Annotated in this window: 24 protein-coding genes; 23 read left to right on the top strand and 1 reads right to left on the bottom strand. The window is 74.3% G+C overall.

Annotated features, from left to right (window positions below; genetic code table 11):
* Nucleotides 1–100: 100 nt before the first annotated feature.
* The 18 genes from GA0070560_RS03430 to GA0070560_RS03345 all read left to right on the top strand — a co-directional run bounded on the left by GA0070560_RS03430 (nt 101) and on the right by GA0070560_RS03345 (nt 17,682).
* A complete protein-coding gene (locus tag GA0070560_RS03430; RefSeq protein WP_091291900.1) occupies nt 101–1,507 on the top strand; it encodes an FtsW/RodA/SpoVE family cell cycle protein in 1,407 nt (468 codons plus the stop codon).
* Nucleotides 1,507–2,613 carry an undecaprenyldiphospho-muramoylpentapeptide beta-N-acetylglucosaminyltransferase gene (gene murG, locus GA0070560_RS03425; RefSeq protein ID WP_091291241.1) on the top strand — a complete coding sequence of 369 codons (1,107 nt, stop codon included), beginning with the start codon at nt 1,507–1,509 and terminating at the stop codon, nt 2,611–2,613. Before GA0070560_RS03430 ends, murG begins: the two co-directional genes overlap by 1 nt.
* Nucleotides 2,614–2,644: 31 nt before the next feature.
* Entirely contained in the window at nt 2,645–4,138 is a 1,494-nt protein-coding gene (murC, locus tag GA0070560_RS03420) for a UDP-N-acetylmuramate--L-alanine ligase (RefSeq protein ID WP_091291238.1), read from the top strand.
* Nucleotides 4,135–4,953: a cell division protein FtsQ/DivIB gene (locus GA0070560_RS03415; protein WP_091291236.1), complete on the top strand. Its 819-nt coding sequence runs from the start codon at nt 4,135–4,137 to the stop codon at nt 4,951–4,953. The genes murC and GA0070560_RS03415 overlap by 4 nt, the downstream gene beginning before the upstream one ends.
* Before the next feature lie 240 nt (nt 4,954–5,193).
* A complete protein-coding gene (gene ftsZ, locus GA0070560_RS03410; RefSeq protein ID WP_091291233.1) occupies nt 5,194–6,309 on the top strand; it encodes a cell division protein FtsZ in 1,116 nt (371 codons plus the stop codon).
* A 9-nt stretch (nt 6,310–6,318) separates the two neighbouring features.
* Nucleotides 6,319–7,065 carry a YggS family pyridoxal phosphate-dependent enzyme gene (locus GA0070560_RS03405; protein ID WP_091291230.1) on the top strand — a complete coding sequence of 249 codons (747 nt, stop codon included), beginning with the start codon at nt 6,319–6,321 and terminating at the stop codon, nt 7,063–7,065.
* Nucleotides 7,066–7,260: 195 nt separating this feature from the next.
* A complete protein-coding gene (locus GA0070560_RS03400) occupies nt 7,261–7,956 on the top strand; it encodes a cell division protein SepF (protein ID WP_091291227.1) in 696 nt (231 codons plus the stop codon).
* Between the two features lie 28 nt (nt 7,957–7,984).
* Nucleotides 7,985–8,284, top strand: a complete 300-nt coding sequence (locus tag GA0070560_RS03395) for a YggT family protein (RefSeq protein WP_088975238.1) — start codon at nt 7,985–7,987, stop codon at nt 8,282–8,284.
* Nucleotides 8,285–8,334: 50 nt separating this feature from the next.
* Nucleotides 8,335–9,135: a DivIVA domain-containing protein gene (locus tag GA0070560_RS03390; RefSeq protein WP_091291225.1), complete on the top strand. Its 801-nt coding sequence runs from the start codon at nt 8,335–8,337 to the stop codon at nt 9,133–9,135.
* 76 nt (nt 9,136–9,211) lie between these two features.
* A complete protein-coding gene (locus GA0070560_RS30010; protein ID WP_245675360.1) occupies nt 9,212–10,030 on the top strand; it encodes a hypothetical protein in 819 nt (272 codons plus the stop codon).
* Between the two features lie 5 nt (nt 10,031–10,035).
* Nucleotides 10,036–10,341: a DUF167 domain-containing protein gene (locus GA0070560_RS03380; protein ID WP_091291220.1), complete on the top strand. Its 306-nt coding sequence runs from the start codon at nt 10,036–10,038 to the stop codon at nt 10,339–10,341.
* Between the two features lie 22 nt (nt 10,342–10,363).
* Complete coding sequence (locus GA0070560_RS03375) at nt 10,364–11,866, top strand: potassium/proton antiporter (RefSeq protein ID WP_091291218.1); 1,503 nt, start codon at nt 10,364–10,366, stop codon at nt 11,864–11,866.
* Between the two features lie 223 nt (nt 11,867–12,089).
* A complete protein-coding gene (locus GA0070560_RS03370) occupies nt 12,090–12,509 on the top strand; it encodes a TraR/DksA family transcriptional regulator (RefSeq protein ID WP_091291216.1) in 420 nt (139 codons plus the stop codon).
* Between the two features lie 66 nt (nt 12,510–12,575).
* Nucleotides 12,576–13,190 (top strand): signal peptidase II, encoded by a 615-nt coding sequence (gene lspA / locus GA0070560_RS03365; protein ID WP_091291214.1) that lies wholly within the window; start codon nt 12,576–12,578, stop codon nt 13,188–13,190.
* Nucleotides 13,187–14,131 carry an RluA family pseudouridine synthase gene (locus GA0070560_RS03360; RefSeq protein WP_091291212.1) on the top strand — a complete coding sequence of 315 codons (945 nt, stop codon included), beginning with the start codon at nt 13,187–13,189 and terminating at the stop codon, nt 14,129–14,131. The genes lspA and GA0070560_RS03360 overlap by 4 nt, the downstream gene beginning before the upstream one ends.
* A gap of 1 nt (nt 14,132) precedes the next feature.
* Nucleotides 14,133–15,026, top strand: coding sequence for a hypothetical protein (locus tag GA0070560_RS03355; protein ID WP_245675334.1), 894 nt, complete (start codon nt 14,133–14,135; stop codon nt 15,024–15,026).
* 115 nt (nt 15,027–15,141) lie between these two features.
* Complete coding sequence (locus GA0070560_RS03350; RefSeq protein WP_091291210.1) at nt 15,142–16,599, top strand: AAA family ATPase; 1,458 nt, start codon at nt 15,142–15,144, stop codon at nt 16,597–16,599.
* A gap of 57 nt (nt 16,600–16,656) precedes the next feature.
* On the top strand, nt 16,657–17,682 hold the full coding sequence (locus tag GA0070560_RS03345; protein ID WP_091291208.1) for a hypothetical protein: 1,026 nt from the start codon (nt 16,657–16,659) through the stop codon (nt 17,680–17,682).
* On the opposite strand, the gene GA0070560_RS03340 is transcribed toward GA0070560_RS03345, so the two are convergent.
* On the bottom strand, nt 17,597–18,292 hold the full coding sequence (locus GA0070560_RS03340) for an LON peptidase substrate-binding domain-containing protein (RefSeq protein WP_091291206.1): 696 nt from the start codon (nt 18,290–18,292) through the stop codon (nt 17,597–17,599). The two genes, GA0070560_RS03345 and GA0070560_RS03340, sit on opposite strands and share 86 nt — an antisense overlap.
* 106 nt (nt 18,293–18,398) lie before the next feature.
* Between GA0070560_RS03340 and hisD the strand changes: the two genes are divergently transcribed.
* The 5 genes from hisD to hisH all read left to right on the top strand — a co-directional run bounded on the left by hisD (nt 18,399) and on the right by hisH (nt 22,410).
* The gene (gene hisD, locus GA0070560_RS03335) at nt 18,399–19,721 is read left to right on the top strand and encodes a histidinol dehydrogenase (RefSeq protein ID WP_091291203.1); all 1,323 of its coding nucleotides are present in this window, start codon (nt 18,399–18,401) and stop codon (nt 19,719–19,721) included.
* On the top strand, nt 19,718–20,806 hold the full coding sequence (locus tag GA0070560_RS03330; protein WP_091291201.1) for a histidinol-phosphate transaminase: 1,089 nt from the start codon (nt 19,718–19,720) through the stop codon (nt 20,804–20,806). Before hisD ends, GA0070560_RS03330 begins: the two co-directional genes overlap by 4 nt.
* A gap of 37 nt (nt 20,807–20,843) precedes the next feature.
* Nucleotides 20,844–21,455: an imidazoleglycerol-phosphate dehydratase HisB gene (gene hisB / locus GA0070560_RS03325; RefSeq protein WP_091291199.1), complete on the top strand. Its 612-nt coding sequence runs from the start codon at nt 20,844–20,846 to the stop codon at nt 21,453–21,455.
* A 117-nt stretch (nt 21,456–21,572) separates the two neighbouring features.
* Nucleotides 21,573–21,746: a hypothetical protein gene (locus GA0070560_RS28560; RefSeq protein ID WP_170839260.1), complete on the top strand. Its 174-nt coding sequence runs from the start codon at nt 21,573–21,575 to the stop codon at nt 21,744–21,746.
* Nucleotides 21,747–21,783: 37 nt separating this feature from the next.
* Nucleotides 21,784–22,410, top strand: a complete 627-nt coding sequence (gene hisH, locus GA0070560_RS03320) for an imidazole glycerol phosphate synthase subunit HisH (RefSeq protein WP_091291197.1) — start codon at nt 21,784–21,786, stop codon at nt 22,408–22,410.
* Nucleotides 22,411–22,482: the final 72 nt, after the last annotated feature.

Below are 22,482 nucleotides of genomic sequence, written 5' to 3'. Positions count from 1 at the left end.
GAACGGCACGACGACGGAGGTCCCGCCCCGGCGGGGCGCGGGCGCGGGGCGTACGACGGACCCGCCGGCGGCGCTCGGCGGCCTGGACGCCGCCGGGAGCCTGGCGGCACTGCGCGGCCTGCTGGCCCGCCCGTTGGCCTCCTACTACCTGCTGCTCTCCAGCGCCGGCCTGCTGCTGCTGATCGGCCTCACCATGGTCTTCTCGGCGACCAGCGTGAAGGACTACGCCGAGGACGGCGACGCCGCCGCCTCGGTGACCAAGCAGGCCATCTTCGCGGTGATCGGCATCGTCGCGTTCTGGGCCTGTCAGCGGCTGCCGGCCAGCACCTTCCGGTCGCTCGGCCGGCCGGTGCTGGCTGCGGCGGTGGTGCTGCTGCTGGTGCTCAACGTGCTGCTGGCCCTGGACTCGCTGTTCAAGATCAAGGCGCTCGGGCCGCTGCGGGCCAACCTGCTCTGGCTCTACCTCGGCCCGATCCAGGTGCAGCCCTCCGAGCTGGCCAAGCTCGCGTTGGTGCTGTGGGGCGCGCACGTGATCGCCCGCAAGGGCGCCGCGCTCGGCTGGTGGAAGGAGTTGGCCACCCCGCTCTTCCCGGTGGTCGGGCTGCTCTTCGTGCTGGTCGGCTACAACGACCTGGGCACCATGCTCTGCCTGCTGGCGATCGTGGTCGGGCTGCTCTGGGCGGCCGGGGTGCGGCTGCGGGTCTTCGCCGTCCTCTCCGCCGTGGGCCTGCTCGGCATCGGCGTGCTGGTGGCGGTGGCCTCGCTCGGCGCAGGTTCCGGCGCCGTCGGCGAGGAGAACTACCGGCTGGCCCGGTTGACCTCGTTCATCAGCTCGCCCGACCCGGCGACCTGCCTGGAGACCGGCTGCTGGCAGCTCGTCCAGGCCCGTAACGCCATCGAGCACGGCGGCTGGTTCGGCGTCGGGCTGGGCAAGAGCAGCGCGAAGTTCGGCTGGCTGCCGGCGGCGCACAACGACTTCATCTTCGCGGTGATCGCCGAGGAACTCGGGGTGGTCGGCTGCACCGTCATCCTGGTGCTCTTCGCCGTGCTCGCCTACACCGGACTGCGCATCGCGCGGCGGGTCGAGGACCCGTTCCGCCGGCTCGCCGCCGCCGCGATCACCGCCTGGCTGGCCGGCCAGGCCGTGATCAACATCGGTGGCGTGATCGGCCTGCTGCCGCTGACCGGCGTGCCACTGCCGTTCATCTCCGACGGCGGCAGCGCCCTGGTCGTCACGCTCGCCGCGGTCGGCATGCTCGCCTCGTTCGCCCGCGCCGAGCCCGACGCGGCGCGAGCCCTGCACGCCCGTCCGCCCGCCCGATGGGTCCGACTAGTGTGGGCCCCGTTGCCGCCGCTTCCCGGCCGGCGCCGCCGGCCGGCGGCGCCACCGGCTGCCCGAGGGTCCGTGCCCCGGTCGCGTGGGCGGCGCGAGGACGACCAGGCCGTGCCGCGCGGCGCCCGGCAGACCCGGGCCCGGGGCGGCTCGGCGAGCGAGAGGAGACGCTGATGGGTCCGCTGCGTTCGGTGGTGCTCTGCGGAGGGGGCACGGGTGGGCACATCTACCCGCTGCTCGCCTTCGCCGACTGCCTGCGCCGACACGACCCGGGCGTCCGGATCACCTGCCTCGGCACGCCCAAGGGCCTGGAGAACGAGCTGATCCCGCCGGCCGGGTACGACCTGCGGCAGATCCCGGCCTACCAGCTGCCCCGGTCGGTCAACATGAGCCTGGTCCGCACCCCGGACCGGATGTGGAAGGCGGCCCGCGCCGCGGGCAAGGTGATCGACGAGGTGCAGGCCGACGTCGTGGTCGGCTTCGGCGGGTACGTCTCCGTCCCCGGCTACCTCGCCGCCTGGCGGCGGGAGATGCCGATCGTCATCCACGAGGTGAACGTGCCCCCGGGCGTGGCCAACCGGCTCGGCATGAAGTTCACCAGGAACGTCGCGGTGGGCTTCCCGCACCAGCCGGCACAGTCCGAGGCGCTGCGCGACGCCCGGGTGGTCGGCGTGCCGCTGCGCCGGGGCATCGCCGCCCTCGACCGGGCCGCTCTGCGCGACGCCGCCCGGGCCCACTTCGGACTCCGTCCCGACCTGCCGGTGCTCTTCGTCGCCGGCGGCTCGCAGGGCGCCCGCTCGATCAACCTGGCGGTCTCCGGCGCGGCCAAGGAACTCGCCCGCAACGGCGTGCAGGTGCTGCACGTGATGGGCGCCCGCAACGAGCCGGTGCCGGTCCCCACCGACCTGCCGGTGCCGTACGTGGCCCTGCCCTACCTGTCCGAGATGGAGCTGGGCTACGCCGCAGCCGACCTGATGCTGGCCCGGGGTGGGGCGATGACCTGCGCCGAGGTGGCCGCGATCGGGCTGCCCACCATCTACGTGCCGTACCCGCACAGCAACCAGGAGCAGAAGCGCAACGCGCTGCCCGTGGTCGAGGCCGGCGGCGGGCTGCTCGTCGACGACGCCGAGCTGACCCCGGCCTGGCTGGAGCGCACGGTGATCCCGCTGATCCGGGACCCGCGCCGGCTGCACGCGATGGGCGCGGCCGCAGCCGCCTACGGGCGGCGCGACGGCGACGTCGCCCTGCTCAACTTCGTCTACGAGGCGGTGGCCCGATGACACCGGCCACCGCGACCGGAAGGTACACCTCATGAACACCGCGCAGTTCACCCCGGCCGGCACGCTCACCGCCGAGGACCTGGGCCGGATCCACCTGATCGGGGTGGGTGGGGTCGGCATGAGCGGCCTGGCCCGGCTCTTCCTCACCCGTGGCCTGCCGGTCTCCGGCAGCGAGCTGCGCGAGTGGCCCTCGCTGGCCGGCCTGCGCGCGCTCGGCGGGGCGATCCACATGAGCCACGAGACGTCGAACCTCGACGGCGTGGACACGGTGGTCTACTCCTCCGCCATCCCGCAGGACCACCTGGAGATGGTCGAGGCCCGTCGGCGTGGGCTGCGGGTGCTGCACCGCTCCGAGGCGCTCGCCGCGGCGATGACCGGTCGCCGTACGGTGGCGGTCGCCGGGACCCACGGCAAGACCACCACCACCTCGATGGTGACCATGGTGCTCCAGCAGGCCGGCACCGACCCCTCCTTCGTCATCGGCGGGGAGATCTCCGAGGTCGGCTCCGGCGCGCACCACGGCACCGGCGAGCACTTCGTGGTCGAGGCCGACGAGAGCGACCGCTCGTTCCTGATCTACCGCCCGTACGTGTCGATCATCACGAACATCGAGGCGGACCACCTCAACACCTACGGGGACCTGGCCAACCTGGAGGCGGCCTTCGCCGAGTTCGCCCGGCTCACCGACCCGGAGGGGTTCATCATCACCTGCGCCGACGACGCGGGCGGGCGGCGACTGACCGAGACGCTGCGCGCCGAGGGCCGCCGGGTGTGGACGTACGGCGAGGCGGCCGACGCCGACCTGCGGCTGAGCGGGATGGCCTCCTCCGCCCGCGGCGTGCGGTACCTCGCCGAGATCGAGGGCCGTTCGCTGGGCGAGATCCGGTTGCCGGTCCCCGGCCGGCACATGGGCCTCAACAGCGCCTCCGCGGTGCTCGCCGCGTACCTGCTCGGGCTGCCGGTCGAGGCGGCCGAGGTGGCGCTGGGCGCGTTCCCCGGGGTGCGGCGGCGCTTCGAGCGCAAGGGGATCGCCGACGGGGTGCTGGTCTACGACGAGTACGCGTACCACCCGACCTCCATGACGCTGGCGTTGCAGACGCTGCGCGAGGTGGCCGGTGACGGCCGGCTGATCGTGGTCTTCCAGCCGTACCGGCTCTACCGCACCCGGGACCTGCAGGCCGAGATCGCCGCGGCGCTGGGCATCGCCGACGAACTGGTGCTGCTGGAGGTCTTCGGCCCGGGCGAGCTGCGCCAGCCGGGCGAGGGCTCGGCCGCGCTGATCGAGGCCGTGCCGCTGGACGCCGCGCACAAGGTCTTCGTCGACTCCTGGGACGACGCCCCGGTCGAGGTGGCGAGGCGGGCCCGCCCCGGCGACGTGGTGGTGACCATGGGCGCGCCGCCGATCTCGCTGATGGGTGACCAGCTCCTCGACGCCCTGCTGGCCCGGACCGGGGGCGCCGCCGCCGGCACGACGGCCCTCGGCGCGGCCGTCGGCCCGGACGGCGCGGCCTCCGCCGCCGGATGAGCCCGGGCCCGGCGCGGGGCCGGACCGCCGGTGCGGACGGCGGCGGCCCCCGGCGCGGGCCGGTGCGCCGTTGGCAGCTCGTCCGCGCCGGCAGCGACGCGGTCCCGCCGTCCGCCCGGCGGTTCATGGCCCGGGCCCGGCAGCGCCGGATGCGGGCCGCCCTGCCGTGGGCGGTGGCCGGCGGTGTGGCCGCCCTTGCCGGCCTGGTCGCCTGGGCGCTGCTCGGCACCGGCCTGTTCGGGGTACGCGAGGTGCGGGTGGTCGGGGCGGACCTGGTCACCCCGGTGCAGGTGCGGGACGCGGCGGCGGTGCCGGACGGCGTTCCACTGGCCCGGGTGGACCTGGCCGCGACCGCCCGCCGGATCGGCGCGCTGGCCCCGGTCGAGCGGGCCGCGGTGACCCGGGACTGGCCGGACACGTTGGTGGTGACGGTGGTGGAACGCACCGGCGTGGCGGCGGTGCCGCAGGGCGACCGGCTCGTCGTCGTCGACGCGAGCGGGGTGGTGTTCCGCACGGTGCCCAGCGCGCCGGACGGGCTGCCGGTGGTCCGGCTCGCCACCCCGGGGCCGGACGACCCGGGCACCCGGGCCGCGCTGGACGTGCTGGCCGTGCTCACCCCGCAGTTGCGCGCGCAGCTCACCGAGTTGACCGTGGAGGGCCTGGCCCGGATCAGCCTCACCCTGCGCGGCGACCGTACGGTGGTCTGGGGTGACGCCACCCGGGGCGTGGACAAGGCGCGGGTCGCCACCGCGCTGCTCGGTCGCAAGGCCGACACGATCGACGTCAGCGCGCCGGACGTGGTGACCTTCAAGTGAGGTCCACCGGGAACGTGAGCCGTCACGCTCCGGGCGGCGACACGCCGGAAAGGTCCTTGGCTCTCGGCGTGGAGGCGCTTACGTTGCCCCGAAGAGGATCAGTGGTTGACATAACTGTAAGCCTCTAGTAGAGGGTGAGGGTTTACCCCTGCACTCCACTGGTGACAGCAGTCGTCGACCGCTGGTCTGGCCTCGCCGTACCCGGTCGGCCGAGCCAATCTCGAAGGGAAAGGACCGGAGATGACACCTCCGCACAACTACCTGGCGGTCATCAAGGTCGTCGGCATCGGCGGTGGCGGCGTCAACGCCGTCAACCGGATGATCGAGGTTGGGCTCAAGGGCGTCGAGTTCATCGCGATCAACACGGACGCGCAGGCGCTGCTGATGAGCGACGCCGACGTCAAGCTCGACGTCGGCCGGGAACTGACCCGGGGGCTCGGCGCGGGCGCCAACCCGGACGTCGGCAAGAACGCCGCCGAGGACCACCGCGACGAGATCGAGGAGGTCCTCAAGGGAGCCGACATGGTCTTCGTGACCTGCGGCGAGGGCGGCGGCACCGGCACCGGCGGCGCGCCGGTCGTGGCCAACATCGCCCGCAAGCTCGGCGCGCTCACCATCGGCGTGGTGACCCGGCCGTTCTCCTTCGAGGGCAAGCGCCGCCAGGTGCAGGCCGAGGCCGGCATAGACGAGCTGCGCAACCAGTGCGACACGCTGATCGTCATCCCGAACGACCGGCTGCTGGCGCTCGGCGACCGCAACATCAGCATGATGGACGCCTTCCGCACCGCCGACCAGGTGCTGCTCTCCGGTGTCCAGGGCATCACCGACCTGATCACCACGCCGGGTCTGATCAACCTGGACTTCGCCGACGTCAAGAGCGTGATGAGCGGGGCCGGCAGCGCGCTGATGGGCATCGGCAGCGCCCGCGGCGAGAACCGCGCGGTGGAGGCCGCCGAGGCGGCCATCTCCAGCCCGCTGCTGGAGCAGAGCATGGACGGCGCGCGGGGCGTGCTGCTCTCCATCGCCGGCGGCTCCGACCTAGGCCTGTTCGAGATCAACGACGCCGCCCAGCTGGTCACCGACGCGGCGCACCCGGACGCGAACATCATCTTCGGCGCGGTGATCGACGACGCGCTCGGCGACGAGGTGCGGGTCACCGTCATCGCGGCCGGGTTCGACGGCGGCACGCCGGCGTACAAGGCGGCCGAGGCGCCGCGCAAGACCAACCAGAACCAGCCGGCGCCGCAGACCCCGCCGGTGACGCCGCCGTCGACCCACCCGGCGCCGCAACAGTCGCCGCGCCGGGTGCTCTTCGACGACGTGGACGTGCCCGACTTCCTCAAGAACGGTTCCTGAGCGCCGCCGATGACCGACCAACCCGCCACGGTACGGCCCGACCGGCGTGCCGAGCTCGCCGCCGGGCTGGCCCGGGTCCGTACCCGGATCGCCGACGCCTGTGCCGCCGCCGGCCGGGACCGCGCCGAGGTCACCATGATCGCGGTCACCAAGACGTACCCGGCCGGCGACGTGGTCGCGCTGGCCGGGCTCGGGGTGACCGACGTGGGGGAGAACCGTGACCAGGAGGCCGCGCCGAAGGCGGCCGAGGTGGCGGCGGCCGGGGTGACCGCCCGCTGGCACTTCATCGGCCAGCTGCAACGCAACAAGGCCCGCTCGGTGGTCCGCTACGCCGACGTCGTGCACTCGGTGGACAGCGTCCGGCTGGCCCGGGCGCTCGACGCCGCGGCGGCCACCGGCCGGGACCGGGTGCTGGAGACCCTGGTGCAGGTGAGCATCGACGGCGACCCGGCGCGCGGTGGCGCGCTGCCCGACTCCGCCGACCCCGACCGGGGCCTGGAACGGGTGGCCGAGGCGCTCGCCGGGGCGGCGGGGCTGCGGCTGTCCGGGCTGATGGCGGTGGCGCCGCTGGGTTGGGAGCCGGAGCGGGCGTTCGCCCGGCTCGCCGAGGTGGCGCAGCGTTTCCGGGAGCGTCACCCGGAGGCGACCGTGCTCTCGGCGGGGATGAGCGGCGACCTGGAACAGGCGATCGCGTACGGCGCGACACATGTCCGCGTCGGCAGCGCGTTGCTCGGAATGCGTCCCACGCTGCGGTAGCCTGACCGCGATAGAAGCAAGTTACATCAGTGTTGTTCAGGAACGGCGTCCCTGTGCTCGGGGGGCCACGGCGGGCGGCCGCGAAACGTCCGTCGGGGGATTGCCGGACCGATCCGGTGGGCATGGAATGTCCATTCGCGATCAAGGCGACACGGCACGGGGGTGCGTGCCGCACGGCGGACGGAAGGGCGCGGGATGGGTGCACTGCGCAAGGCGGGGGTCTGGCTCGGTCTCGTCGAGGAGGACGACGAGCGGGTCTACGACGACGGTGGCTACGACAAGCCGGGCTACCGTGAGTCGCGGTACCGGTCGAGCCGGTACTCCGAGGAGTTCGCCGACGACGATGACGACGACGCGGAGGAGCAGTTGGCGCCGCGGCCGCGGCTGGGTGAGCGGGGCCGGCTGACCGAGCGCTCGGCGAGCCGGGCGGCGGAGGCCGAGCGGGCCGACGACGAGCGTCCGGAGCGCGCCGAACGGTCCAGCGTCCGCTCGATCACCCGCTCCGGCTCGGGGGAGACCTCGGGCGCGCTGACGTACCACACCCGGGACAACCTCGCCCTGGCTCCCCAGGTCCAGCCGCGTGAGCGTGCGGTGGCGGCCGAGGAGGAGCAGCGGTACCAGATCACCACGCTGCACCCGACCACGTACCGGGAGGCGCGCACCATCGGCGAGCACTTCCGTGACGGCGTTCCGGTGATCATCAACCTCACCGAGATGGACGAGGCCGACGCCCGCCGCCTGGTGGACTTCGCCGCCGGGCTCGCCTTCGGGCTGCGGGGTACGATCGAGCGCGTGACCAACCGGGTGTTCCTGCTCTCACCGGCCAACGTCCAGGTCACCGCGGAGGACAAGGCCAAGATCGCTGAGGGCGGCTTTTTCAGCCTGAGCTAGTCCGCCCGACCGAGGGACGTCGCCTGCCGTGTTGTCGATCGTGCTGCAAGTGTTGTACCTGATCCTGTACATCTTCCTAATCGTGCTGTTGGCCCGATTCGTCCTCAGCGCCGTCCTGCAGTACGGTCGCCGGTGGCAACCGGGGCGCGGAGCGTCCGCGGGACTGGAATCCGTGTGGAGCGTCACTGATCCGCCTCTCAAGGCGTTGAGGCGTGTGATCCCTCCACTGCGAATTGGTACCGTGAGCATCGACCTGGCCTCCCTTGTGCTCCTGGTTATCCTGTTCGTGCTGATGGAGTTCGTGTTGAAGCGGTTGATCATCGGCTGAGGCGCCGATGACCTGCCGCTACGCGGCCGCAACTGACCCGAGGAGTTTCGATGCCGCTGACCCCGGCCGACGTCCACAACGTCGCCTTCAAGAAGCCGCCGATCGGCAAGCGGGGGTACGACGAGGAGGAGGTCGACGCCTTCCTGGACGAGGTCGAGCGTGAGCTTGCCCGTCTGATCGAGGAGAACAACGAGCTGCGCGCCCAGGTGGAGCGCGGCGGTCGTGGCGGCGCTCCGGCCGGCCCCGGCGGCGACGCCCGTCTCGCGGCCGAGCTCAACGACGTCAAGGCCCAGCTCGACCGGGTGCAGCGCGACAAGGCCGCGGCCGAGCAGGCTGCGCGGGCGATGCAGGCCGAGCTCGAGCAGGTCCGTGCCAGCGGTGGCCCGGCCAACACCGGCGACGGCGAGCAGCAGGCGCTGCGGGTGCTGATGATGGCCCAGCGGACCGCCGACGACCACGTCTCCGACGCCCGTCGCGAGGCCGACCAGCTCCTCTCCGAGGCCCGGTCGAAGGCCGAGGAGGTCACCCGCGAGGCCCGTGCCAAGGCCGACGCCCTGGAGCGCGACGCCCGCCAGCGGCACCAGGAGGCCATGGGCGGCCTGGACGCCAAGCGCACGGCGTTGCAGAAGCACATCGAGGAGCTCAAGCAGTTCGAGCGGGAGTACCGCACCCGCCTGAAGGCGTACCTGGAGAGCCAGCTGCGCGACCTCGACGGTCGCGGCCAGGGCCTGGAGGCCGAGATGACCCGAACCGAGGGCGGTCGTGCCGTCGGTGGCAACGGGCTGGCCGCCGCGGGCCTCGCCGGCTCGTACGGCGGCGGTCGCTCCGGCGCTCTCGAAGCCGGTCGCTGATTGACGGTCGGCGGCCGTCACCCGACGACCGCCGACCGCGCCACAACTGACCCGAGGCGGCGGGGGTGAGCCCGTGATGGTCGCGAGCCTGGTGCTCATCCTCGTCGCTGTCGTGCTGCTGGTGTTCGGTCTCGCCGACGGCTCCAGCACCCTGTTGATCAGTTCCATCGCGGCCAGCCTGTTGGCCGCCGTCGCGTTGGTGGCCGGCGCCCGCCAGGTGGCCGCCGCCCGGGCGACGGGGGACCGGGCCGGACCGCGCGCCGGCCGGGGCTTCCCGGGTACGTCCCGCAGTTCCGCTGCACCGGCCGCCCAGGCCGTGGCGGAGCCGGAGATCCCCGTCCAGCACGTTCCCACGACGTTCGGCACCGGTGGCGACGGGTGGCGGCAACCGCCCGAGCCGCCGGTGACCGCAGCCGACGGCGTCGGCCCGTGGGAGCCGTACGCCGAGGCGCCGTGGGAGCCGGAGACCGTGGCCACCCGTCGCGCACCGGCCGACGACGACGCCCGGGTGGGGGAGTCCGACGTGGCGTCGGCGCGCTCCGGGGACGGTGATCTCGGCGGGCCCTGGGAGTCGGTCAGTCCCGCGCCGGGGCCGTCCTGGCGCGACGGGCAGGACACCGGGTCGTGGCGGGCCGAGCCGACGGGTGACGTGGGGCCCGACGACGAGCCGGAGGTCCAGTACGTGTCGACCGTCGACGCCGCCCGGGTAGCCCGGCTCGACACCGAGGTGCGGGTGGTCGACGGCCGCCCCCGCTACCACCTCTCCTCCTGCCCGCACCTGTTCGGGCGGGACCATGAGCCGCTGCCGGTCTCCGAGGCGGTGTCGCTGGGCTTCAGCCCGTGCGCGGACTGCGCCCCGGACACCGCCCTGCTCGCCGACGCCCCGCCGAGCTGAGCCGGATGCCGGTCGAGGAGACGCTCACCGTCGCCGTACGGGTCAAGCCCGGGGCGTCCCGTGCCCGGGTCGGCGGCCGGTTCGACGGCCCGCACGGCCCCGCCCTGGTGATCGCCGTGAACGCCCCGGCGGTCGACGGGCGGGCCACCGAGGCGGCCCGCCGGGCGCTCGCCGCCGCGCTGGGCGTACGGCCGTCGGCGGTGTCGCTGCGCGCGGGCGCGGCCAGTCGGGACAAGCTCTTCCACGTCGAGCGGGCCACCGGCGAGGTGGCCGACGCGTTCCGTCGGCTGCGCGACGGATCGGACGCGTGACGGCGCCGAGGGTCGGTCGCCCGTGACGCCCGGGCTCGAGCTCGCGCTGCTGCTCGGGGCCGCCGTCCTGCTGGTGGCCATCGCCGCGGTCCGGTTCTCCACCCGGCTCGGCGTGCCGAGTCTCCTGGTCTACCTGGCGCTCGGCGTGGCGATCGGGGAGTCCGGTCTCGGCATCCGCTTCGACGACGCCGAGCTGACCCGGGTGCTGGGCTTCTGCGCGTTGATCGTGATCATCGCGGAGGGCGGGCTCACCGCGCGGTGGAGCACCCTGCGTCCGGTGCTCGGGCTGGCCGCGGCGCTCTCCACGGTCGGGGTGCTGGTCAGCATCCTGGTGGTCGGCCTGGTGGTACACCTGCTGCTCGGGCTGGACTGGCGGTTGGCCCTGCTCTACGGCGCGGTGCTCTCCTCCACCGACGCCGCGGCGGTCTTCGCCACGCTGCGCCGGCTGCGGCTGCCGCCCCGGCTGGTGGCCGCCTTGGAGGCCGAGTCCGGCATGAACGACGCGCCGGTGGTGATCCTGGTGGTGCTGCTGTCGGCCGGCACCACCGAGGGCCACCCCTGGTGGTACGAGGTGCTCCTGGTCGGCTACGAGTTGGGGATGGGAGCGGCGGTCGGCGTGGCCGCCGGGATCACCGGGCGGTGGGCGCTGCGCCGGGCGGCGTTGCCCTCGTCCGGGCTCTACCCGATCGCCGTGGTCGGTTTCACCGTGCTGGCGTACGCCGCCGGTGCGGTGCTGCACGCCTCCGGCTTCCTCGCCGTGTACGTGGCCGGCGTGCTGCTCGGCAACGCCCGGCTGCCGCACCGGCAGGCGATCCTCGGCTTCGCCGACGGGTTGGCCTGGCTGGCCCAGATCGGGCTCTTCGTGCTGCTCGGCCTGCTGGCCACGCCGGGCCGGCTGTCCGGGGCGGTGCTGCCGGCCGTGCTCGTCGGGCTGGCCCTGCTGCTGCTCGCCCGGCCGCTGTCGGTGCTGGCCGCCGCGCTGCCGTTCCGGATGAACCTGCGCGAGCAGGCGTTCCTGTCCTGGGCGGGGTTGCGCGGGGCGGTGCCGATCGTGCTGGCCACCATTCCGTTGTCGGAGCGGGTGCCGGGGGCGGACCAGCTCTTCGACGTGGTCTTCGTGCTGGTGGTGATCTTCACGTTGTTGCAGGCCGGCACCCTTGCCCCGGCGGCCCGCCGGTTGCGGGTGACGGCGCCGGCCGAGCCGGCGGAGATCCGGGTGGAGACCGCGCCGCTGGAACGGATGCGGGCGGACCTGCTCCAGTTGGAGGTGCCGGCGGGTTCCCGGTTGGTCGGTGTGCACGTGGACGAACTGCGCCTGCCGGTGGGCGCCTCGGTGACCCTGGTGCTGCGCGACGGAACCGGTTTCGTCCCCGGCCCGGACACCCGGTTGAAGATCGGCGACAGTCTGCTGATCGTGGCCGTCGCGGGGGTACGCGACGAGGCCGAGCGGCGGTTGCGGGCGGTCAGCCGGCGCGGTCGGCTGGCCAGGTGGTTTGGCGAGTACGGGGAGGATCGTGACGGCTGATCTGCTAGCGTTCCTTTTGCCCCGATTGGGGCTTACTCAGGGCTGAATAGCGGTGCGATGGTGCGGCACGTTGTCGGACGCCTGTACGTTCCGTATTCTTGCCAATCTCCGGAGTGCGTGGTCCTCGTTGCCACGCGCCCGTTTTGTTACATGGGGGCGCCAGGCCGGTGGCCCCTGCCCGGGCACCGCCGATCGCCGCGCTGAGCGGCTGAGGGAGCTGACGATGGCGAAGCCAGCCGACACCAGGACCGCCGGTCGTAAGCCTGCGCCGAAGGCCACCCGCAGCGCGGCGGAGACCGAGAAGATCCGGGCGGCGCTGGCGGCCCGCCGGGACGAGCTGCGCGCCGAGTACGATCAGACGCTGAGCGAGATCACCGAGCTGCAGCGCGACCGGCTGACCGACTCGGCCGGGGACGACCAGGCCGACACCGGCAGCAAGACGCTCGAACGCGAGCAGGAGATCTCTCTCGCCAACAGCATCCGGGAACGGATCACGCAGGTCGAGCGGGCGTTGGAGCGGCTCGACGAGGGTGGCTACGGGTGGTGCGAGCGGTGCGGGAACCCGATCCCGGTGGAGCGGCTCGCCGCCTTCCCGTCGGCGACCCTCTGCGTGACCTGCAAGCAGCTGGCGGAGCGGCGCTGAGATCCGCTCCCCGCTGACCGCGTAGGACGGCGATCCGTCGCCGTCGGACAAGTCGATGGGGAGTCGATGACCACAGCACCGACCGCCGGATCCGGCACCGCTGAGCCGGGCGGCGGCACACCCCGCCGCCGGGCGGTCGTGGTCCTGGTCAGCATCGCCATGGTGGCCCTGCTGGCCGACCTGCTCACCAAGCACCTCGCACTGCTCAGCCTGGACGACCGGCCGCCGGTGCGGCTGCTCGGCGGCGCCGTCTACCTCACGCTGACCCGCAACAGCGGGGCGGCCTGGAGTATCGGCTCCGACCACACCTGGGTGTTCCCGCTGATCACCATCGGCGTGGTGGGCTGGATCGCCTGGATGGCGCTGCGGCTGCGGTCGCTGCCGTGGGCGGTCTCGCTCGGCCTGGTGCTGGGCGGGGCGCTGGGCAACCTCGTCGACCGGATCTTCCGCGCGCCCGGGTACTTCGTCGGGCACGTGGTGGACATGGTCAGCCTCTTCGACCCGTACGGCCGGGTCTGGCCGGTGTTCAACCTGGCCGACAGCGCCCTGGTGTCCGGGGTGGTGCTGGCCGTGCTGCTGGAGTTGACCGGCCGGCAGCGTGACGGCAGCCGCATCGGCAGGGACGACGGCAAGCGCGCCGAGGCCACGCCGGCCGAGGCCGAGCAGCGGGGGCGGGCGTGACCTCGGTCTTCGCCGCAGGCGGCGACCACCGTTCCCTCCCCGTCCCGGACGGTCTCGACGGCATGCGCCTGGACCAGGCCCTCGCCCGGCTCTTCGGGCTCTCCCGCACCGCGGCGGCGGCCCTGGTCGACGCCGGGGACGCGCTGGTCGACGGCGTCGTGCGGGCCAATTCGCACAAGGTCAAGGCGGGCTCCTGGCTGGAGGTCACGCTGCCGGCCCCGGCCGCCCCGCCGACGGTGGTGCCGCAGGCGGTGCCCGGGCTGACCGTGGTCTACGCCGACGACGACATCGTGGTGGTCGACAAGCCGGTCGGGGTGGCCGCCCACCCGAGCCCCGGCTGGACCGGGCCGACCGTGATCGGCGGCCTCGCCGGCATCGGGCACCGGATCTCCACCAGCGGCGCCGCCGAGCGGCAGGGCGTCGTGCACCGGCTCGACGTGGGCACCACGGGCGTCATGGCGGTGGCCAAGAGCGAGCAGGCGTACACGGCGTTGAAGCGGGCGTTCAAGTACCGCGAGGTGGAGAAGCGCTACCACGCCGTGGTGCAGGGCCACCCGGATCCGCTGCGCGGCACCATCGACGCCCCGATCGACCGGCACCCGCACCACGACTACCGCTGGGCGGTGGTCTCCGGCGGCAAGCCCAGCATCACCCACTACGACACGCTGGAGGCGTTCCCCGCGGCCAGCCTGCTCGACGTGCGGCTGGAGACCGGGCGGACGCACCAGATCCGGGTGCACTTCTCGACGCTGCGGCACCCGTGCGTGGGCGACCTCACGTACGGGGCGGACCCGACCCTGTCCGCCCGGCTCGGGCTGAGCCGGCAGTGGCTGCACGCCCGCTCGCTGAGCTTCCTGCACCCGCGTACCGGTGACCAGGTGACCTTCGTCAGCGAGTACCCGGACGACCTGGCGCACGCGCTGTCGGTGCTGCGCGACTGACGTGCCCGAGCCGACCCGACCCGGGGACGGGCCGCCCGCCGACCCGACCCCGCCACCCGCCGGCCCGGTCCGGCGCGGCCGGCCCGGGTGGCTGGGCACGGCGGCGGTCCTCTGCGCCGGGGTGGTGCTGCTCACCGCGGGCTGGGCCGGACGCCGGGACGAGCCGGTCGGCGACCGCACCGTCGGCGAGGTCACCCGGGTCGGGGTCCGCCAGGGCGACGCGATCCCGGAATACGTCCGGACCGCCGGCGCGGAACTCGCCGCGCTGCCCACGGACGGGCCGTCCGCGTACGCCCTGGTCTCCTTCGACGGCTACCTCGCGCCGGGCAGGCTGCCGGTGCTGCTGGCGGACACGGCGGTCGTCGAGGTGGTGACGCGGGTGCCGCTGCCCGACCGGCAGACCGAGGTGGTGCACCTGCCGGCCCAACTGCTGCCGCAGGACGTCGTCGCCGGCATGTCGGCGCTGGCCGACCGGAAGGACCGGGAGGCCGCCGACCAGCGGACCCGGGCGGCCGGTGCCACCGACGTCGAGCTGCGCCGGGTGTACGACAGCGGGGCGCAGGTCGCGGCCGGGGAGGCGCGGGCCTATCGGAGCGGGTGCGGTTGCGTCTACGCTGCGGTGGTCCGCGCCGATCCGGTGGCGCTGCGCGCGCTGGCCGCCCGGCCCGGCGTCCGCGTGGTCGACCCGGCCCCTGAGGTACGTCGCCTGGACCGGACGGTCTTCACCCCGCCGCTGCCCGAACAGCGGGACGTGGTGCGGCCACCGGTGGACGCCGCGCTGGTCCCGACCGGCCCGCCGGTGGGCGATTCGTCGGAAGCGGCACCGGGCGTGATCGGGTCCTCACCCGCAGCTTCCGTCGGGGCGGGAGCCCCGGCACCCGCTCCGACTTCGTAGGACGTGGTCGCCGGGGGTGGCCGGTCGGGGGTGGGCGAGGATGGCCGACGGGGGATGTGCGCAGACAGGTGTGGTCCGAATAGGGTTTCGTTCGTAGCCTGTCAGGCGGAGATCGATGGCGCGGGGAGGGCGAGCCTTGGACGGCACCGAGACCGGCTGGGGCCGGTCGGCCGAACCGGCACCACGATGGCGCGCGTTGCTCGACCGTGCCCGCCTCGGCGGCCGCACCGCCGAGCAGGCGGAGGCCGACCGCCGGGCGGAGGAGCCGCTGCCGGCGCGGGACCCGCTGCCCCGGCGCGGGTCGGGCAACGGGTGGTCGGGGCGGGCCTCGGCCGCCGTGCCGCCCGCCCAGCCGACGTACGGCGCGGACCCGGGTTACCGCGCGGAGGCGAGCTACCGGGTCGACCCGGCCTACCGGGCCCAGCCCTCCTACCCGCCCGACCCGGGCCACCGCGTCGATCCGGGCCACCCGCCGGAGCCGGTGGCGGAGTCCCGGTACGCGCTGTTGGACAACGGCTACCGACACGAGCCGCCCCCGCCCGAGTCCCGGTACGCGCCGCTGCTCGACGAGGGCTACCGCCCCGGGTACGCGCCGGCCGAGCCGACCTACCCGCAGCAGCCCGGGTACCGGGCCGGGCCGAGCTATCCGGTCGAGCCGGCGTACCCGCCGGAGCCGGCCTACCCGCCCGCGGTGACGGCCGACCGGAGCTACCCGGCGCGGATCGAGCCGGCCCGGATCGAGTGGCGCCCGCAGACCCCGCAGGACGAGCAGGAACGGGCCGCCGGCATCCTCCGCCGGGACCTGGGCACGCCCCGGGTGCTCGCCTTCGCCAACCCCAAGGGCGGGGTGCACAAGACCACCGCCACCGTGCTCGCCGCGGCCACCGTCGGCAGTGTCCGGGGTCGTGGCGTGCTGGCCTGGGACGACAACGAGCTGCGCGGCACCCTCGGGCTGCGCGCCGGCAGCGCCCGGCACGCCCGGACCATCCGGCACCTGATCAGCGACCTGGCGCACATCGAGATCCGCGACGGCGCCGACCTGCTGGAGGCCCTGGACGACTACCTGCGGCACGCCTCCGACGGCTCGTACGACGTGCTGGCCGGCGAGGAGAGCCCCCGCTTCGCCCAGCGGCTGGACCAGTTCACCGTCAAGCGGGTGCTGGAACTGCTGCGCCGCACCCACGACGTGGTCTGCGTGGACACCGGCAACAACGTGGAGAGCGCCAACTGGCGGACGGTGATGCACGCCGCCGACCAGCTCGTGGTGACCACCGTGCCCCGCGAGGACGCCGCGTTCAGCGCCGACTGGATGCTCGACCTGCTGCACGAGGTGGGCATGGGCGACCTGGCCGACAACGCGGTGACCCTGATCTCCTGCCCCACGCCGGGTCGCTCGTCGCTGCAGGACGACCTGGAGCGCCACTTCGCCACCCGGACCAGGGCGGTCGCCGTGGTGCCGTACGACCCGGCGTTGGAGACCGGCTCCTCGATCGAGTATCACCAGCTCCAGCCGGAGACCCGGCAGGCGTGGCTGCGCGCCGCCGCGGTGATGCTGGAGCCGTTCGCCCGCTGAGGGGGGTGTTGGGCCACCGACGCCCCACCGCGCCGCTGCGCCTGAGAAGATCGTCGGGTGAGCCCGGACACCCCCGATCCGCACCGTCCCGACGAGCCGGGCCGCGCCGCTGCGGCACCCGCCGACCCCACCGGCGCCGCCCATCCGCCGGCCCCCGCCGCCGGAACGCCGGCTCCGACCGCCCCGCAGGATCGGGGCGTCCCGCCGACCGTCACGCCCGTCGGCTGGGCCCAGCCCGACGCGCCGCCCGCCTCCGGTACGCCCGCCGGGGCCTGGCCGCCCCCGGGGCTCACCTGGCCGCCGGCGTACGCCGCTCCGGCGCAGCCGCGCGAACCGGTCCGGCGCACGCTCGCGATGGTCGCCGTCACCGTGCTCGGGCTGACCGCGCTGGGAGTGCCGCTCGGCCTGCTCTGGGCCGCCGTCGCCCCGGACACCCCGGTGGTGAAGACCGCCGACGGGGCCGTCTACGGGCAGCCGCAGCCGGAGCAGCCAGTGGCCGCCGACGGCTGGTTCAGCCTGCTCGGGCTCGGCTTCGGGGTGCTCGCCGCGATCGGGCTCTGGGTGGTGTTGCGTCGCCGCCGGGGGCCCGCCGTGCTCGGCGCGACCGCCCTGGGCGGGCTCGGCGCCGCGCTGGTCGCGTGGCAGCTCGGCCGCCGCATCGGGCTGGCGACGTACCAGCGGCTGCTGGAGACCGCACCGGACGGCCAGGCCTTCACCAAACCGGCCGACCTGCGCGCCGGCGGACTGGAATGGTTCGTCGTCCCGTACGGCAGCCTGCTGCTGCCCGCGTTCGGCGCCGCCGTGACGTACACCCTGCTGGCCGGCTGGTCGCGCTGGCCGTCGCTGCGTCCGGAACCGGAGCTGCCCGGGCTCGGCGGCGTGCCGGTGGGCCCGGCCTGGCCCGGGCCGGCCCCGGGGTCCGGCCCCGGTGGCCCGGTCGGTACGGGGCCGCTGGCTGGTCCCGGTGACACCGGACCGACCGGCGGACCGGGTGGGTTCAGTTGGGGGTCGGGGGCGACGCCAGCTCCGACAGCGGCACCGGAACCGCCCGGACCTGGCGCAGCAGAGCCGCCTCGCGGTTGAGCAGCCGCAGCTCGGCGCGCAGCCGCGCGGCGGTGTCGTCGACGGCGAGCAGCCGCTGCCGGTCGGCCACGGTCAGCGCGGCGGTCGCCGCCACCAGGTGTGACAGCACCGTCGGGTCCTCCGGGAGCTGCTCGGAGACCTCCTGCTCGCCGGGGCGGACCAGGGCCAGGTACTGCCGGAAGACCGCGATCACCCGGGCCGCGAGCAGTTCGGTGACCTCGTCGGTGCCGGTCGGCTCGGGCAGCCACTGGACCTCGGCGGTCAGGTACGGCGCGGCGGCGTGGTCGACGTCGGCGATGCGGAACCGCCGCCGGCCCACGGTGACGATGTCGAAGCCGCCGTCGTCCAGCTCGGTGACCTGCCGCAGCTCGGCGGTGCAGCCCACCTCGTGCAGGGTCACCTCGCCGCCGGGGACGGCCCGACCGGCGGCCGGGGCGACCTCCCAGCCGGTGCGGATCGCGACCACACCGAACTCACGGGGTGCCCCCGCGGGCCGCCCGACCAGGTCGCGGATCAGGGTGCGGTAGCGCTCCTCGAAGATGTGCAGCGGCAGCACCAGACCGGGGAAGAGCACCGTTGCGAGCGGGAACACCGGCAGCCGTGCGGTCACATGTCCGAGCGTAGCCCGATCCGTCGCGTCCGGCGTGTCCCGGCTCACCGTCCCGCCGTCCGGGCGGCGAGGGCCGCCTGCGCAGCCGCCGCCTAGACTCGCAAGCGTGTTGAATCGGATCGACCTGCGCGGCGGGGTCCGTGACCCGCGCCGCCTGCTGCCCCGTGCCCAGCTCGACGTCTCCGTGGCCGTCGAGCGGATCCGCCCCCTCGTGGAGGCGGTCCGCGACCATGGGTACCCGGCGATCCGGGAGGCCAGCGAGCGGTTCGACGGGGTCAGCCCGGAGGTGCTGCGGGTCCCCGCCGAGGTGATCGCCGAGGCCGAGGGGACGCTGGACCCGCAGGTGCGGGCGGCGCTGTTGGAGTCGATCACCCGGGCCCGGAAGGTGCACGCCGACCAGCGCCGCACCGACCACACCACCCAGGTCGTGCCGGGCGGCACGGTCACCGAGCGCTGGGTGCCGGTCGACCGGGTCGGCCTCTACGTCCCCGGTGGCCTGGCCATGTACCCGTCGACCGTGGTGATGAACGTCGTTCCGGCCCAGGCCGCCGGGGTGCGCTCGCTGGTGGTGGTGAGCCCACCGCAGAAGGAGAACGGCGGCCTGCCCGACCAACGGGTGCTCGCGGCCTGCGCGCTGCTCGGCGTCGACGAGGTGTACGCCGTCGGCGGCGCCCAGGCGGTGGCGATGCTCGCGTACGGCGCGGCGGTCGACCCCGAGGGCGCTCTGCGGTGCGACCCGGTCGACATGATCACCGGCCCGGGCAACATCTGGGTCACCGCCGCCAAGCGGCTGCTGCGCGGCGTGGTCGGCATCGACGCCGAGGCGGGCCCGACCGAGATCGCCATCCTCGCCGACGACACCGCCGACCCGGCGCACGTCGCCGCCGACCTGATCAGCCAGGCCGAGCACGATCCCCTCGCGGCCAGTGTCCTGGTCACCCCGTCGGTCGCGCTGGCCGACGCGGTCGACACGGAGCTGGCCCGGCAGGTGCCGGCCACCAAGCACGTCGAGCGGGTGAGCACCGCGCTGGGCGGCGAGCAGAGCGGCATCGTGCTGGTGGACGACCTGGAGGCGGGGCTGCGGGTGGTCGACGCGTACGCGGCCGAACACCTGGAGATCCAGACCGAGAACGCCCGGGAGTGGGCGATGCGGGTCCGCAACGCCGGGGCGATCTTTGTGGGCGCCTGGGCGCCGGTGTCGCTCGGCGACTACTGCGCCGGCTCCAACCACGTACTGCCCACCGGCGGCTGCGCCCGGCACTCCTCCGGGCTGTCGGTGCAGTCCTTCCTGCGTGGCGTGCACCTGGTGGAGTACACCCGGGAGGCGCTGCGCGAGGTGGCGCCGCACGTGGTCACCCTGGCGACGGTGGAGGACCTGCCCGCGCACGGCCAGGCGGTCAGCGTCCGGTTCGCGGGGGAGACGCCGTGACGACGCTGGACGACCTGCCGCTCCGCGACGACCTGCGCGGCCTGAAGCCGTACGGGGCGCCGCAGCTCGACGTCGCGGTGCGGCTGAACACCAACGAGAACTCCTACCCGGTGCCCGAGCCGGTGGTCGAGGCGATCGGCAAGGCCCTCGCGGCCGAGCTGCGTGCGCTCAACCGTTACCCGGACCGGGACGCGGTGGCGCTGCGCGCCGACCTGGCGGCGTACCTGGGTCACGGGCTCACCGTCGAGCAGGTGTGGGCGGCCAACGGCTCCAACGAGATCCAGCAGCAGCTGCTCCAGGCGTTCGGCGGCCCGGGGCGCAGCGCGCTCGGCTTCGTCCCGGCGTACTCGATGCATCCGCTGCTGGCGCTCGGCACCGGCACCCGGTGGATCCCGGCCGCCCGTGGGGTGGACTTCGGGCTCACCGTCGACGAGGCGGTGGCCCGGGTCCGCGAGCACGCGCCGGACGTGGTCTTCCTCTGCTCGCCGAACAACCCGACCGGCACCGCGCTGGACCCGGCGGTGGTCGCCGCGGTGCTCGACGTCGCGCCCGGCATGGTGGTCGTCGACGAGGCGTACGCCGAGTTCGCCCGCCCCGGCACGGTCAGCGCCCTGGCGGTGCTGCCCGGCCACCCGCGGTTGGTGGTGACCCGGACGATGAGCAAGGCGTTCGGTTTCGCCGGTGGCCGGCTCGGCTACCTCGCCGCCGACCCGGCGGTGGTGGCGGCGGTGCAGCTCGTCCGCCTGCCGTACCATCTCTCGGCGCTCACCCAGGCCGCCGCCCGCGCGGCGCTGGCGCACCGCGACGCCCTGCTCGGCACCGTCGACGCGATCATGGCGCAGCGGGACCGGATCGTCGCCGAGCTGCGCGCCCGGGGCCACCGGGTGGCCGACAGCGACGCCAACTTCGTGCTCTTCGCCACCGGCGGCGACCAGGCGGTGGCCTGGCGGACCCTGCTCGACGCGGGCGTCCTGGTCCGGGACGTCGGCCTGCCCGGCTGGCTGCGGGTCACCGCCGGGACCCCCGCCGAGACCGACGCCTTCCTCGCCGCAACGGAGAAGCTCCAGTGGGAGCGCGAGAAGTGAGCTTGCGAGCCCCGCAGACGCGACCGAAAGGTAGGCAATGAGTCGCACCGCCCGGATCGAGCGGATCACCAAGGAGACCAACGTCCTGGTCGAGCTCGACCTCGACGGCGCCGGCAGGGCCGAGATCAGCACCGGCGTCGGTTTCTACGACCACATGCTGCACCAGATCGCCCGGCACGGCGGCTTCGACCTCACCGTCCGCACGGTCGGCGACCTGGAGATCGACGCCCACCACACGATGGAGGACACGGCGCTCGCCCTGGGCGCCGCGTTCGACCAGGCGCTGGGGGACAAGGCCGGCATCCGGCGGTACGGTTCGGCCACCGTGCCGATGGACGAGGTGCTGGTCCGGGCCGCGGTCGACCTCTCCGGCCGGCCGTACGTGGTGCACGACGAGCCGGTCCTCGCGCCGTACATCGGCCCGGTGTACCCGACCAGCATGACCCGGCACATCTGGGAGTCCTTCGGCCAGTCGGCCCGGATCACCCTGCACGTGGACGTGCTGCGCGCGGCCCGTCCCGGCGGCCACCCGGACGCCCACCACGTGGTGGAGGCGCAGTTCAAGGCGGTGTCCCGGGCACTGCGCGAGGCCACCGCGATCGACCCGCGCAACGCGGGCGTGGTGCCCAGCACGAAGGGCGCGCTCTGATGAGCGCGAGGAGTGCAGCGCAGCGGAGCCCCGCAGTCGCGAATGAAGGGGAGCGCTGATGAGCGCGAGGAGTGCAGCGCAGCGGAGCCCCGCAGTCGCGAATGAGGGAGAGCTCTGATGGGCCCGGTGCTGCCGACGCTGCTGCTGATCCTGGCCGGGCTGCTGGTCGGTGGGACGTGGTCCCTGCACCGGCAGGGCGCGCCGCGTGGCGCGGTGGTGATCACCGGTCTGCTCGCCGTGCTGGCGACCATCGGCGGGGTGCTCTGGCTGCTGCCCGGGGAGGGTTCATGAGCGGGCTGGTCATCGACAGGCCGAGCGAGGTGGCCCCATGAGCAGGCGGATCGTGGTGCTCGACTACGGCTCGGGCAACCTGCGCTCGGCCGAGCGCGCGCTGGAGCGCGTCGGCGCCGACGTGACCGTCACCGACGACCTGGTTGCCGCCGCCGAGGCGGACGGCCTGGTGGTGCCGGGCGTGGGCGCGTTCGCCGCCTGCATGGCGGGGATCGAGGAGCTCGGCGCGGGGCCGGTGATCGCCGAGCGGGTCGCCGCCGGTCGTCCGGTGCTGGGCATCTGCGTCGGTATGCAGGTGCTCTTCGCGCACGGCGACGAGCACGGGGTGGTCACCAAGGGCCTCGGCCTGCTGCCCGGTGGGGTGACGAAGCTGCCCGCCGAGCGGCTGCCGCACATGGGCTGGAACACCGTCGACGCGCCCGCCGACTCGGTGCTCTTCGCCGGCCTGCCGGCCGACAGCCGGTTCTACTTCGTCCACTCGTACGCGGTGAACGACGTCGCCGGGCTGGTCGCGTCCGGCGCGACGGTCACCACCGCCCACCACGGGACGGACTTCGTCGCCGCGGTGGAGCGGGGCGCGCTGTCGGCCGCCCAGTTCCACCCGGAGAAGTCCGCCGACACCGGTGCCGTGCTGCTGCGCAACTGGCTGGCCACGGTTGACTGAGTCCGTCGCCCGTCGATCTGCCGCCGGGTCCGGCCGGGCCGGGGCACGCGCCGCACGGCGCCGCCCGTCCGC

The sequence above is a fragment of the Micromonospora halophytica genome, from assembly GCF_900090245.1.
GTDB lineage: Bacteria > Actinomycetota > Actinomycetes > Mycobacteriales > Micromonosporaceae > Micromonospora > Micromonospora halophytica.
The sequence above is the reverse complement of the archived record's forward strand: the minus strand, read 5'-3'. Positions and strand labels throughout refer to the sequence as shown.